11 protein-coding genes are annotated in these 12640 nt (G+C 49.4%); 4 read left to right on the forward strand and 7 right to left on the reverse strand.

The window, feature by feature from the left end:
* The first annotated feature begins 90 nt into the window (after positions 1-90).
* Positions 91-1644, forward strand: a complete 1554-nt coding sequence (locus KBY68_RS03375; RefSeq protein WP_255095901.1) for a B12-binding domain-containing radical SAM protein — start codon at positions 91-93, stop codon at positions 1642-1644.
* Between the two features lie 31 nt (positions 1645-1675).
* Positions 1676-3688, forward strand: coding sequence for a S8 family peptidase (locus tag KBY68_RS03380; protein WP_255095902.1), 2013 nt, complete (start codon positions 1676-1678; stop codon positions 3686-3688).
* Here the strand turns inward: KBY68_RS03380 and KBY68_RS03385 are convergent.
* From KBY68_RS03385 to KBY68_RS03400, 4 genes are all read right to left on the reverse strand, one after another.
* On the reverse strand, positions 3675-4943 hold the full coding sequence (locus KBY68_RS03385) for an O-antigen ligase family protein (RefSeq protein WP_273436849.1): 1269 nt from the start codon (positions 4941-4943) through the stop codon (positions 3675-3677). The genes KBY68_RS03380 and KBY68_RS03385 overlap by 14 nt on opposite strands.
* A 4-nt stretch (positions 4944-4947) precedes the next feature.
* Positions 4948-5841, reverse strand: a complete 894-nt coding sequence (gene purU, locus KBY68_RS03390; protein WP_255095903.1) for a formyltetrahydrofolate deformylase — start codon at positions 5839-5841, stop codon at positions 4948-4950.
* 8 nt (positions 5842-5849) lie between these two features.
* A complete protein-coding gene (locus tag KBY68_RS03395) occupies positions 5850-6155 on the reverse strand; it encodes an ArsR/SmtB family transcription factor (RefSeq protein ID WP_255095994.1) in 306 nt (101 codons plus the stop codon).
* 76 nt (positions 6156-6231) lie between these two features.
* The gene (locus tag KBY68_RS03400; protein WP_255095904.1) at positions 6232-7815 is read right to left on the reverse strand and encodes a GMC oxidoreductase; all 1584 of its coding nucleotides are present in this window, start codon (positions 7813-7815) and stop codon (positions 6232-6234) included.
* 60 nt (positions 7816-7875) lie between these two features.
* On the opposite strand from KBY68_RS03400, the gene psbQ reads away from it, so the two are divergent.
* On the forward strand, positions 7876-8334 hold the full coding sequence (psbQ, locus tag KBY68_RS03405) for a photosystem II protein PsbQ (RefSeq protein WP_106499016.1): 459 nt from the start codon (positions 7876-7878) through the stop codon (positions 8332-8334).
* Between the two features lie 32 nt (positions 8335-8366).
* Positions 8367-9437: an NAD(P)/FAD-dependent oxidoreductase gene (locus KBY68_RS03410; protein WP_255095995.1), complete on the forward strand. Its 1071-nt coding sequence runs from the start codon at positions 8367-8369 to the stop codon at positions 9435-9437.
* Between the two features lie 31 nt (positions 9438-9468).
* On the opposite strand, the gene uvrB is transcribed toward KBY68_RS03410, so the two are convergent.
* Genes uvrB through KBY68_RS03425 form a run of 3 tightly spaced genes read right to left on the reverse strand, consistent with a single transcriptional unit; the run spans position 9469 to position 12629 of the window.
* Complete coding sequence (gene uvrB / locus KBY68_RS03415) at positions 9469-11478, reverse strand: excinuclease ABC subunit UvrB (protein ID WP_106499089.1); 2010 nt, start codon at positions 11476-11478, stop codon at positions 9469-9471.
* A 9-nt stretch (positions 11479-11487) separates the two neighbouring features.
* Entirely contained in the window at positions 11488-11871 is a 384-nt protein-coding gene (locus tag KBY68_RS03420) for a phage holin family protein (RefSeq protein ID WP_106499018.1), read from the reverse strand.
* An 8-nt stretch (positions 11872-11879) separates the two neighbouring features.
* Positions 11880-12629: a DUF561 domain-containing protein gene (locus KBY68_RS03425; RefSeq protein WP_106499019.1), complete on the reverse strand. Its 750-nt coding sequence runs from the start codon at positions 12627-12629 to the stop codon at positions 11880-11882.
* Between the last annotated feature and the right edge of the window lie 11 nt (positions 12630-12640).

Raw genomic sequence — 12640 nt, forward strand, 5'->3', positions numbered from 1 at the left:
AACTGGGGCAAACGCAAGCCCGTTAACACCCTGAACCAGGAAACCCTGCTGTTTGAACCAGCCCAGCCGCAGCTGGGGGCACTAAAAACAGTGCTGGCTTTCCCTAGCACCTACAGCGTTGGGATCACAAGCCTGGGTTATCAGGTGGTGTGGGCAACCCTTGCCAAACGCCCTGACCTAGATGTGCGGCGTTTATTCACGGATCAAGGTGATCCACCTCACCGCCATTGCAACCTATTTGGCCTCTCGCTCAGCTGGGAATTAGATGCACCGGTGCTGCTTGATCTTCTCGAGCAACAACGAATTCCCCTCTGGGCCCATGAACGCAGCAATGATGATCCGCTTGTTTTTGGTGGTGGCCCTGTGCTCACCGCAAATCCCGAACCATTAGCCCCATTCCTCGATGTGGTGCTCCTTGGAGATGGGGAAGATCTACTACCAGCATTTATTGATGCGCTGCAGCAATGGCGCACTGCCCCAAGAGTTGAGCTGCTTAGGCAATTAGCAAAAGTGCCTGGCATCTATGTGCCAAGCCTTTATCAACCGAGCTACAACGATTCAGGGGAGTTAATAGCAGTTGAACCGATAGAAGCTGGCATACCAGCAACGATTAGCAAACAAACCTGGCGCGGCAACACCCTTAGCCATTCCAGCGTGATTACACCTGAGGCGGCCTGGCCATCAATCCATATGGTGGAAGTGGTTCGCAGCTGCCCTGAACTATGCAGGTTTTGCCTCGCTAGTTACCTAACCCTGCCTTTTCGCACTCCCTCTTTAGATGAGGGCCTCATTCCAGCGGTAGAACTTGGCCTTAAGGTAACCAAAAGGCTTGGTTTATTAGGTGCATCCGTTACCCAACATCCACAGTTCAGTGAATTATTAAGCTGGTTAAATCAGGATCAATTTGATGGCACCAGGGTTAGCGCTAGTTCGGTGAGAGCTGCCACTGTAACGCCGCAGTTAGCAGAAATACTAGCCAAACGCGGTAGTAAATCACTCACGATTGCAATCGAAAGTGGCAGCGAACGCATGCGTGAGGTGGTGAATAAAAAATTAGCAACGGATGAAATATTTGCAGCTGCCCGCTATGCAAAAGAAGGTGGCCTATCTGCCCTAAAGCTTTATGGCATGGCTGGTTTACCCACTGAAACCGATGCTGATATAGAAGCCACAGCTGAATTATTAATAGCCCTAAAAAAAGCAACGCCAGGTTTACGCCTTTCCCTAGGCGTAAGCAGTTTTGTACCCAAGGCCCACACCCCTTTTCAGTGGGAGGGCCTTAGGCCGGAGGCAGAAAAACGCCTAAAGCTTTTAACGAAACGATTGCAACCAAAGGGGATTGAGCTGCGGCCTGAAAGCTACGGCTGGAGTGTGATCCAAACCCTAATCTCCCGCAGTGATCGGCGTTTAGCTGCAGTGATCGTGGCGGTGCGGGGCCATCACGAACAATTGGGCGGCTGGAAAAAAGCCTATCGAGAACTTGCAAGCCAAAATCAAAACCATGGCGTTCCCCTACCCGCCTGGCAGCAGCTGATCCACGGCAATTGGCAGCCAAGTAGATGGCTGCCCTGGGATCACCTGGAAGGGCCATTGCCAAAATCAACTTTGCTTAAACATCGCGATACATCCCTAACAGGCCTTTGATGGATATAATAAAGGAAATTACGAACCCACTATGGAAAGCTTCAAAGCCGCAAAATTTTTGGGCAAGATCCAAGCCAAAAGCAACTCAATAGTTCAAAAAAAGAAATTGCAGCCAAACAACCCATTGGCTCCTGAAGACAGTGCTTACCAAGCTAGGCATGAAATAAGAAACAATGAACTGTTGGTTCAGTGGAGTGAGAAAGCATCAGCAACTGAGCGAAAGGCGGTGCATGCTGAACTGAATACAGAAGTTATCAGTAGTTTTCACAGCAAAGCAATGCAGGCAAGTGGATCTGGAGTGCTTGAACTTGTTAAGGATCGCCAGGGCAATAGGGAAGTAAAAGAATTACAAGCTGCTTTTAAAAAACAACCAGAAGTGATATTTACCGAACCAAATCAAGAGGTGCACATTCAACTAATTAGTAATGATCCAAGTATTAATTCGATGTGGGGAATGCAGGCCAGTGGCTTTGGGATAAAGGCGGTTTCCGCCTGGGATAAAAATCTGGTTGGCAGTTCAAAAGTAGTAACAGGTGTTGTTGATACAGGTATCGACTACACCCATCAAGATCTTTATCTTAATGTGTGGCTGAATCAAGGTGAACTCAGAAATCTAAGTTTCTTTGGTAATCTTAAAGACGTAAATAATGATGGCTTAATTAGCTTTCGCGACCTAAATGATTCCCAAAATCTTTCGAATAGCTCCACTAAATTAATAGATTGGAACAAAAATGGTTACATTGATGCAGGCGATCTACTCGATAACCGTGCTGGCTGGGAAGATGGCAAAGACAACGACAGCAATGGCTATATCGATGATTTAATTGGTTGGGATTTTGCTAACAAAGACAACGATCCATTTGATGATAATGGCCATGGCACCCATGTTGCGGGCACTATTGGGGCAATGGGTGGTAACGCCATTGGCGTAACTGGGGTTAATTGGCAAACTCAAATGGTCCCCTTAAAATTTATGTCATCTAACGGTAGTGGCAGCCTTTTATCTGCGGTAGCGGCAATTGATTACTTTACAACAGCTAAAATTCAAGCCGAGGCAAGAGGCGAAAGCAGTCGCTTTGTTAGTACAAATAACTCCTGGGGAGGAGATGGCTATTCACAATCCCTCGCTAACAGTATCCAAAGGGCAAGTGACCAAGGCCTGCTATTTGTGGCAGCAGCCGGCAATGGAGGCAATGATGGCATTGGTGATAATAATGACGTTATCGCTAATTATCCATCAAACTACTCAAATAATAGCGTAATTGCAGTTGGCTCAATAACAAGTTCTGGGGCGCTTTCAAGCTTTTCTAATTATGGATTAGTTAATGTAGATATTGCAGCTCCAGGATCCTCAATCCTTTCCACTCTGCCGGGAAATAAATATGGCAGCCTCAGTGGAACATCAATGGCTACTCCACATGTGGCAGGTGCTTTGGCATTATTGGCTGCAGCAGCACCCCAAGCCACAGGCGCCCAGCTCAAGGAAGCATTGCTGAATAGCACAGCAGCAACCCAATCACTGGCGGGTAAAACTGTTAGTGGTGGACGCTTAGATGTATCAGCCGCTTTAGCCAAATTACAAAATACACCTGATCCAAATCCTGTTACAAACCTAACGCTTTGGGGTACTGACAGCAGCGATAGCATCACTGGGGGCACTGGCAACGACAGCATTACAGGTGTACTAAAAACAGGAACTGCTGCAAAAGACTTAGGCATGGGTCAAATTGATGTATTAACAGGCGGAGCAGGCCAAGATACTTTTCTACTTGGAGATAGCCGAGGTATTTTCTATAACGACTACAAGAATAATAACCTTGGCAACGCTGATTATGCGCTCATTAAAGACTTCAACTTGGTAGACGATAAATTGCAACTAAAGAGCGGCAGCTATCTCTTCAATACTTCAAGCGGAAGCCTTTCACTGTATTGGGATCGCAACAATAACGGCTCCCTCAATACCACCGGAAATAATCAAGATGAGCTAATAGCAGTTTTAAATAATATTACTGGCTTGAGCAATAATAATATTAATTGGGTTTAAACCCCTGGGGCCAACAAGCCGCCCGTAATCCCGCCAATAAAAGCCAACCAGCAACATTAACCCTGCCATCATATAGGGGTAAATCAGTTGCATGAAGCAGCACAAGTATCAATACTGCAGCCCACCAGGCCCGTTCAAATAAGCCAGCTTGATTAATACCTAGGCAAGTTGCACGTAACAACAACCACAACACCACGGCAATCAACAATAAAGCAGCTGGCATGCCATGGCTGATGGCTAAATCAAGGGGCAAATTATGGGGATGGCCGTGCCATACGCCAGCGCGAATTGGATAGATCAAGCTGAATGCAGCAGCGCCCCAACCCAACCAGGGCCTCTCCGCCACTAAACCAGCCGCCACCTGCCATTGACCCAAGCGGGTTGATGCCATTGGTCGATCGCTAAAGGCGATATCACTAAGGCGAACCCAGATTGCTTCCGGCACTAAAAAACGGCAGCCGTTTTGCAATAGTTCCGGCACCCCAGGCAACACTGCAAAGAGCACCGGCAGCAGTAATAGCAGCAACAGTGGCATCAACCACAACCAACGGCCTGGCCCCAACAGCAATGGCACTGCCAACACAGCTGCACCCCAGCCATTACGGGAATCCGTGAGATATAGGCAGCCAACATGACTAACAACCAACAGCAACAACCAGGGAAAGCGGCGCCAACTTTCCAATGCAGCAGCAAGTAATAAGGGCCAACTAAATGACAACCAAGCTGCCGTAATATTGGCATAATCAAATAAACCAGAAAGGCGACCCAGTGGCATACCACCTGGCGCCATATGCCAGATCAATAAACCACCCAGGGCTTGCCAGGGGCCACTCCAACCGAAAAATAATTGACCAATACCCGTTATCAATACCGGCATGGTGCTAGCGATAAATAACAGCGCCACCCTTCGCCTTGCCGCAGCTGTTGCCATGTAGGGCTGAAAACCCCAAAAACCCCAAAAAAATGGCAGCCAATTACCTAAACCCACCCAAGCCAACCAACCGCTATGGGCCCAGGGGGCACTAAGCAACATCAAGCCAGCAATTAAGGCAAATACACGATTTAACTTGTCGCTCCACCACGGCCGCCTATGGCAACGGCTGCCCTGCAGCAATGCCCAAAACAATGGGGGTACCGCCAGCAAAAGGCTGCTGGCCAGCAGCAAAACGCCCAATTGAAATGCAATCCAGCCTGAGGCCGTAGCGGCTGCGGGCCGTTGGCAGCGCAGCCAGTTTGTTATTGCTGCAAAACCCATCAAGCTAGTCAAACACCGCCGTGCGACCGCGGGAAACCATCACCTGGTGGCATAGATGCAAACGCAGGGCACGGGCTAGGGCTAGCCGTTCCATATCCCTTCCCTTGCGGATTAAATCCTCCACATCATCCCGGTGGCTCACATGGACAGTGGCCTGCTCAATGATCGGCCCTGCATCTAAATCTTCCGTTACGTAGTGGGCGGTGGCACCAATCAATTTCACACCACGCTCCCAAGCCCTTTGGTAGGGCCGCGCTCCCGTGAAAGCCGGCAGAAAGGAATGGTGGATATTTATTACCTCTGGAAAATTCTGTAAAAAATTAGCGCTTAACACCTGCATGTATTTAGCAAGCACCACCAGCTCAATTGCTTCTTCCTTCAATAAAGCTAATTGACATTGCTCTACTTCTGCTTTTGTGGCGGCATTGATTTCAAGCAGCTCAAACCTGGCGCCAAAATCCTCAGCTATTTGCCGCAAATCCGGATGATTACTAATCACCAGGGGCACCTGCATCAGCAATTCACCAGCCTTAGTGCGCCAGAGCAGATCGAGCAGGCAATGGTCTTGCTTACTAACAAATAGGGCCACTCGGGGCAGATGATCGGAAAAGTGCAATTGGCCTTCACCACCAAGCCGCTGGGCCAGAGCAGTGGCCGCCGCAGGAATCGCCTGCCGGGGCAGGCCAAAACCATCTAGATCCCATTCGATCCTGCTAAGAAATAAACCAGCACCGCCATCAGTGTGGTGATCAGCGTGGCGGATATTGCCCCCATTAGCTGCCACCCAACCCGATATTTCACTCACCAAACCAGGGCGATCGGGGCAGATTAATTGAAAGATCGCCGTTGCTTTTTTGCTGAGCAAATTGGTTCGCTGATTATTTATTTGTGAATTCATAAAAAGTGCTAAATTGCAACTCGAAGTGCCTGAAGTTGCTGCTCACGCGAGGCAACTAAATGCTTTTCTGCTGATGCCAATAAATTAAAAATACCATGGTCTAACACTTGATAAAACACCAGGCTGCCCTCTGGCTTTCTAGCAACAACACCTGCAATCGTAAGTAGCTTTAAATGTTTAGAAACCAACGCCTGGCTCAAACCAGTTTCTTGAACAACCGCGGTTACGTTTCGAGGCCCTTCCTGTAAAGCACTCAAAACTGTGAGGCGATTGGGCTCGCTAAAAACCTTGAAATATTCAGCCAAAGCCTCCATGTAGGTCAACCAACATCTGAATCATTCAATGCTAACAGCTTGCAATGATGAAATGAACAAGAATTAGCCCTTGCTATCACTGCCTTGAGATAGCAGCCAAGCAAGCCCGCCTGGTGAGGGCCATTGAGGTGAGCGTTGGGCTTTGCCAACCGGATCTAGGCCAACAACTGCCATCGGTAACCAACAGGTTGCTGCAGGTGTGAAAACGATTCCAACGATCCAGCACTGATCGCTCAGGGTTATCGCCCATGGGTGCACCACCTAATTCATGGATGTAGTAGCCGGGTGGTGGCACCGCCTGGGAGCCGGCGGCACTAGCCGTTAGCCATGGTTCGATCAATGCCAAGCGGAACAAATCTTCGATGGGTTTGATTTCACCGCCCGCCGCCTGCACCACCGTTTGCATGCGGCTGAGCATCAAATTCACCAGGGTTTGTTCTGCCGTGCCCCAAGCCATGGCGATATGGGCCACCGGTAAACCCCATGCATCACAACGGCCATGATCAAGGCAAACGCGGTTGCTGGGATTTGGCTGCACCTCCCCATGGCCAATCAAAAAACCAATTGCCGCCTTTGGATCACGGCGCAATAAAGCAGGTGGAGCAAAGCGCTGCACGCCACACCACAGGCCATAGCCCTCGCCGGTATTGGGAATGAAAGCGCTTTCAGCCCCCGATAAACCCGTACCCAAAGGCGCTGGCGCCTGGGCTGGCAAAGCAAAAAAGCGGGCAACAGACACATGATCCATCAAGCCCAAACCGATCAGGCCATGGGGATCGATCAAACCTTTACTGCAGCGATCATCCCGAGAAAGCAACAGCAAGCGCAGGCTTTCGATTGTGGAAGCGCAAAGCACAACCAGCTTTGCCTTGGCGCGGTGCATGGCACCGCTGGTGGCATCAATAAACAACACCCCCTCAAGTTGATCTTGGCTTGGCGATAGCAACAGCTCGGCAACAACCGCACCACTGCGCAGGGTTACTAAACCGGTGGCCAGGGCAGCAGCAAGGGCACCACCCTGGGCGCTATAGCGGGGCCAACACCCATCCCGTTTGGCTTGGTGGCGCGGAAAACCGCGGGAAGCAATAAAGGGCAAACCCAATTGCTTGCAGGCGCTTTGCAAATGCAATTCCCCCGGTGTGAAGGCAGCTGGCGGGGCGAATTCACCATCGGGCAACAGTTCCAAACCATCGCGGCCACCCCATACCCCCAGCTGTTGCTCCAGGGCGCTGTAGTGGGGGCTTAGTTCGCTGTGGTTTAAGGGCCAGGCCTGGTTGAATTCATTATCGGAAAGCCGCAGGGTGATACCACCCCAACTAAGGCTTTTACCGCCCACCTGGCGGCCACGGGTCCAAAGAAAAGGCTGATCAGCGGGGGTGGTGTATGGGTTTTGCTGTTCGTTTACATAGAGGTTGGGGTTGTTTTTCCAATAGCCAGGGTGCTGGCTTTGCAGCAAATGGTGGCCAGCACTGAGGTGTGCCAAGCGCCGCAGGCTATTTAACGGTTCTGCCCCAAGGGCCTCGCCCACGGATTTATCAGCGCCGGCCTCCAGCACCAGCACACTTAAACCCTGTTGGGCCAGGGTTTGGGCGGCAACGGCACCGGTGGCACCACTACCCACCACAAGGGCGTCGTAGCAATGGTGGGGGTCAAATTTCATATCTACGGTGAGAACTGAGGGAAGGGGCCGGTAAACTCGCTCCCATCCAGCCTTCTAATAATGGTGTCTGCCCTGCGTCGCCTTGCCCTATGGGGCCTTGCGTTTGTGCTCAGCATTGGTTTAAGCGCCTGTGATGGCGCTAATGCCAAGGCAGCAGCCACGATCAGCCCTGAGGATATGGCCACCATCGGCCGCCAGGCCAAAGGTTTCCTAGCTGCTAAGGAGCGCCTGCCGGAACTGGCAACTTTGGTGAATGAAAAGAATTGGGTGTTTACCCGTAATTTGATCCATGGCCCCATGCAAGAGGTGAGCCGTGAAATGAGCTACATCAACCAACGGCTACTGCCAGCAGATCGCGCCGAAGCAATCAAAAGAGCTAACGCATTGAAAGAATCATTGGCGGAATTAGACGAATCAGCACGCTTGCAAGATGGCAATAGCCTCAGCAAGAACTACATCCGTGTTGCCAGTGGTTTTGGCGCCTACGCCGAAGTAATCCCAAGCGCAGCGCTCAACTGAATTTAATCAATAAACAAAAAAAGGTTGCTGTTATTGGCGCTGGCTTCGTTGGCCGTTGCACAGCCTGGCTGCTAACAAAACAGGGCCATAATGTAACTTTAATATCTACTAATTCAGGTGGCAGTTCTGCAGCCTTAGGGCTTTTGATGGCCGATGTATTTCAGCGCAGCAGCGGCCGCAGCTGGAGGCTTAGGCAACAATCAATGCAGCTATTTGGCGAGTGGCAACAACATTTGCAAGGCGCCGGCTATCAAGCAAAAATCAATCGCGGCCTATGGCTACTAACAAATAACTGCAATCAATGGCAGAAATATCAAATGCTGGCCGAAGAGCGCAGCAAGCAGGGCATTGGCATGGAGATATTCAATGCAGCTGCCCTCAAAGAGCAGGTGGAATCAGGTGTGCTGCCACCCCTATCAGAGGGGCTGATTGGAGGGATCTGGAGCAGTAGGGATGGCCAACTAGATCCAACTGAATGGATGAAGGAATTACTACTAGATGGCCAAAATAATGGCTTGCAATATATTAATAGCAAAGTTAGCGAGTTAACTCAAATTAATGGGAGCTGGCAACTGAGCTTGGAGGCAAACAACAAAGATAATGAAAAATATGATTGGCTTATGGTTTGCGCAGGGCTTGAAAGCACTGAGTTATTAGCGCCGCTGGGTTTAAGTAATACAAATAATCTTGCGATGCAACCAGTGTTGGGCCAGGCGCTTGAATTAAAACTTCCGGCTGGAATAAATTTACAGCAAAGCATCAATTGGGATGGCATTAATTTGGTGCCACGGCCGGATAATCATCTTTGGCTTGGTGCCACCCTAGAGCCGGGCTTAAATCAAAATCAAGCAGGATCTATCGATGCATTAAAAGATATGCAGCAGCTGAATGGGGCTGCTCCAGAATGGCTAAATCAAGCAAAAGTAATACGCCATTGGCAAGGTGTGAGGGCCCAACCAATGGGGCAACCAGCGCCGGTGCTTGAACAATTACTGCCGGGTTTATGCCTAATGGCAGGCCACTACCGCAATGGAATTTTGCTTGGCCCCGCTAGTGCAATGTGGGCGGCCACAATCATCAATGAAGGCAACAGGGATAACTAATTGCTTTCCTTGCAACTTTAGCCATTTAAAGTTAACTTCTCCCCACTAACTTTTGGCGCAGCTTTTTGATTTGATCACGCAAACTAGCTGCTGCTTCGAAATCAAGTTTTGCCGCTGCTGTTTTCATTTTTTCCTCTAATTGTGTAATCAACTCAGGTAATGCTTCCAAAGGCACTCCATTGTGTTGGGCAACTTCAACCGCCTCTGTAAGTTGATCATCATTTAATTTGCGCGACATCTCAAGAAAAGCAAGGATTGGGTTATTACCAATCGATCTTTTGCCCGCTGCCGTTGGCGTAATACCATGTTTAAGGTTATATGCATGTTGAACAGCCCGGCGTTGTTCAGTAACAGTAATTGCCTTAGCCATCGAATCAGTAAGATTATCTGCATATAGGAGTGCCTTGCCATCCACATGGCGCGCTGCCCTACCAATGGTTTGAATTAATGAGCGCTCAGCCCGCAAAAAACCTTCCTTGTCAGCATCTAGTATGGCCACTAAAGAAACTTCAGGCAGATCTAAACCCTCCCTCAATAAGTTCACACCCACCAACACATCATATTCACCATTACGCAAATCTTGAATGATTTCAATCCGTTCAATCGAATGGATTTCAGAATGCAAATAACGCACTTTTACCTGGTTTTCAGCTAAATAATCTGTTAAATCTTCTGCCATTCGTTTCGTTAGGGTTGTTATTAGTACCCTTTCCTTGCGATCAGCGCGCACACGTATTTCACCTAATAAATCATCCACCTGGCCGCCGGTTGGCCTCACTTCAACAATCGGATCAAGCACACCCGTGGGGCGGATTACCTGTTCTGCCACATTGCCGTTAGAAATCTCTAGTTCCCAATTGCCTGGCGTTGCGCTAACAAATATTGTTTGCTGCGCTTTTTGCCAAAATTCCTCTGCTTTTAAGGGGCGATTATCAGCGGCACTAGGTAAACGAAAGCCATGGTCTATCAATACCTGTTTGCGGGCCCTATCACCGTTATACATGGCATGTAATTGCGAGCAGGTAACATGGCTTTCATCCACAACTAAAAGCCAATCCTTAGGGAAGTAATCAATCAAACATTCAGGTGGTGTACCGGCCTGCCTACCAGCTAGATGCCGAGCATAATTTTCCACACCATTGCAATAACCCACCTGTTGCAGCATTTCAAGGTCGTAGGTGGTGCGTTGTTCAAGCCGCTGCGCTTCTAGTAATTTGCCCTGGCCTTGCAATTCATCTAAACGCATGCGCAACTCAGCGCGAATTTCAGCAATCGCACCATCTAAACGATCTTTTGGTGTTACAAAGTGTTTGGCTGGATAGATATTAATTGCTTCTAAACTTTGTAGAATCTCACCAGTTGTTGGATCCACATAACGGATCGCTTCCACCTCATCGCCAAATAGTTCAATCCGCACCAAACGATCTTCATAGGCAGGGCCAATTTCCAACACATCACCTTTAACGCGAAAGCGACCGCGGGCAATTTCAGTGTCGTTACGGGTGTATTGATTATTAACCAATTCCCGCAATGAAGAACGTAGATTTAAATTATCTCCCACCTTAAATGGCACCGCAGCTTTTAAATATTCAGAGGGAATACCCAAACCATATATACAACTAATTGATGCCACTACTATCACATCGCGCCGCTCAAATAACGAACGCGTTGCCGAGTGGCGCAACATATCAATCTCTTCATTTATTGATGCTGTTTTTGCAATATATGTATCAGAAACAGGCACATACGCCTCAGGCTGATAATAATCATAGTAAGAAATAAAATATTCAACTGCATTTTGCGGGAAAAACTCCCGCAATTCATTACATAGCTGTGCCGCAAGGGTTTTGTTATGGGCTAACACCAAAGCCGGCCGGCCGGTGCGCTGGATCACATTGGCAATCGAAAAAGTTTTGCCGGTGCCAGTGGCACCAAGCAATGTTTGATATCGCTCGCCATCATCCATGCCCTTAACCAAGGTTTCAATGGCAGTGGGCTGATCGCCATTGGGGCTATAGGGAGCTTGAAGGCGGAAATCCACCGGGGCCAATCAGATGGCACCAAATACTAAAGACAAAACAACCATGCTGATGATGCTGTAAGCCAAAGAACCAAGAATTGCGCTAAATACACCATTTTTCAGGCGGAAACCATCCACAAAACCAGCTGCTAAACCAAATAGAATTGCCGTAATAAGCCAATTAAACAACAAACTGATCGGTTGAATTAAACCACCTAAGCTTGTTACAGCCCATGGCAATAAAAATAATGCTTTTAATGGCAAAGTTAACAAACTACCCAATAAACCAATGGCGCCAGCTGATAGCAGCGCAGCGCCAAAGCCTTCGAATTCCACCCCAAGGGGCAAACTGGCAATTAAAAGCAGCACTAATGCGCGAATCGGCCACTGCAACAACCAGTCAAAGCCAGTCACCTGTTAGCTCAGCGTTGATGTGTAAGTGAAACCCTAGCCACGAGCGCCTCCCGTAAACCACGCACCACCGCCAGCATGGCAATTTCATCGCTCAGGCGATTAACTGCCGATCCCACACCAACGCCTGCGGCACCAGCGGCCTGGGCCATGGGCAAGGTTGTGGCTGATAAGCCAGATGCACAAAGCACTGGCACCTGCACCGCCCGGCTGATGCAGTGGGCTGCAGCCAGGGTGGGTGCTGCTTTTTCAATTAAGCCTTGTATGCCAGCGCTATATGGCCGAGCACTGGTGCCACCTTCTGTTTGGATTAGGTCAGCTCCTGCCGCCACCAACTCAATGGCCAGCTGCTCCTGTTGATCAAGGGCCATGGTGTGGGGCACCGTTACCGAAAGGCTGAGCTGGGGTAGCAAAGCCTTTGTGCGCCTGGTGAGTTCAAGCACTTCAGCGCCGCTGAATACACGGCCCTGGGCATAGAAGCTGTCGTAGTTGCCGATTTCCAGCAGCGTTGCCCCCGCTGCTACCGCCGCAGGAAATAGTTCAGGATCCACCGCCGAAACACAGATTGGTAAGCCTGATTCGGCTGCAGCCAGCTGAACGATGGCTGGATCACAGGCCACATCAATTAAATCCGCCCCACCTGCAGCCGCCGCCCTAGCCACCATTGCCACAGAAGCTGGATCAAAATTGGCAAGGCCAGCTATCACTTTGAGCAGGCGTTGCTCGTTTAGGGCAGCTTTAAGCAAGTTAGGAAGCAACATGCAGGTGTTAG

Source organism: Synechococcus lacustris Maggiore-St4-Slac (genome assembly GCF_024345595.1).
GTDB lineage: Bacteria > Cyanobacteriota > Cyanobacteriia > PCC-6307 > Cyanobiaceae > Synechococcus_D > Synechococcus_D lacustris.

Excerpts from the sequence above, each read along its gene's own strand:
- KBY68_RS03380 (WP_255095902.1), top strand. The coding sequence starts at position 1,676 with ATGGAAAGCTTCAAAGCCGCAAAATTTTTGGGCAAGATCCAAGCCAAA.
- KBY68_RS03385 (WP_273436849.1), bottom strand. The coding sequence starts at position 4,943 with ATGGGTTTTGCAGCAATAACAAACTGGCTGCGCTGCCAACGGCCCGCA.
- purU (WP_255095903.1), bottom strand. The coding sequence starts at position 5,841 with ATGAATTCACAAATAAATAATCAGCGAACCAATTTGCTCAGCAAAAAA.
- KBY68_RS03395 (WP_255095994.1), bottom strand. The coding sequence starts at position 6,155 with ATGGAGGCTTTGGCTGAATATTTCAAGGTTTTTAGCGAGCCCAATCGC.
- KBY68_RS03400 (WP_255095904.1), bottom strand. The coding sequence starts at position 7,815 with ATGAAATTTGACCCCCACCATTGCTACGACGCCCTTGTGGTGGGTAGT.
- psbQ (WP_106499016.1), top strand. The coding sequence starts at position 7,876 with ATGGTGTCTGCCCTGCGTCGCCTTGCCCTATGGGGCCTTGCGTTTGTG.
- KBY68_RS03425 (WP_106499019.1), bottom strand. The coding sequence starts at position 12,629 with ATGTTGCTTCCTAACTTGCTTAAAGCTGCCCTAAACGAGCAACGCCTG.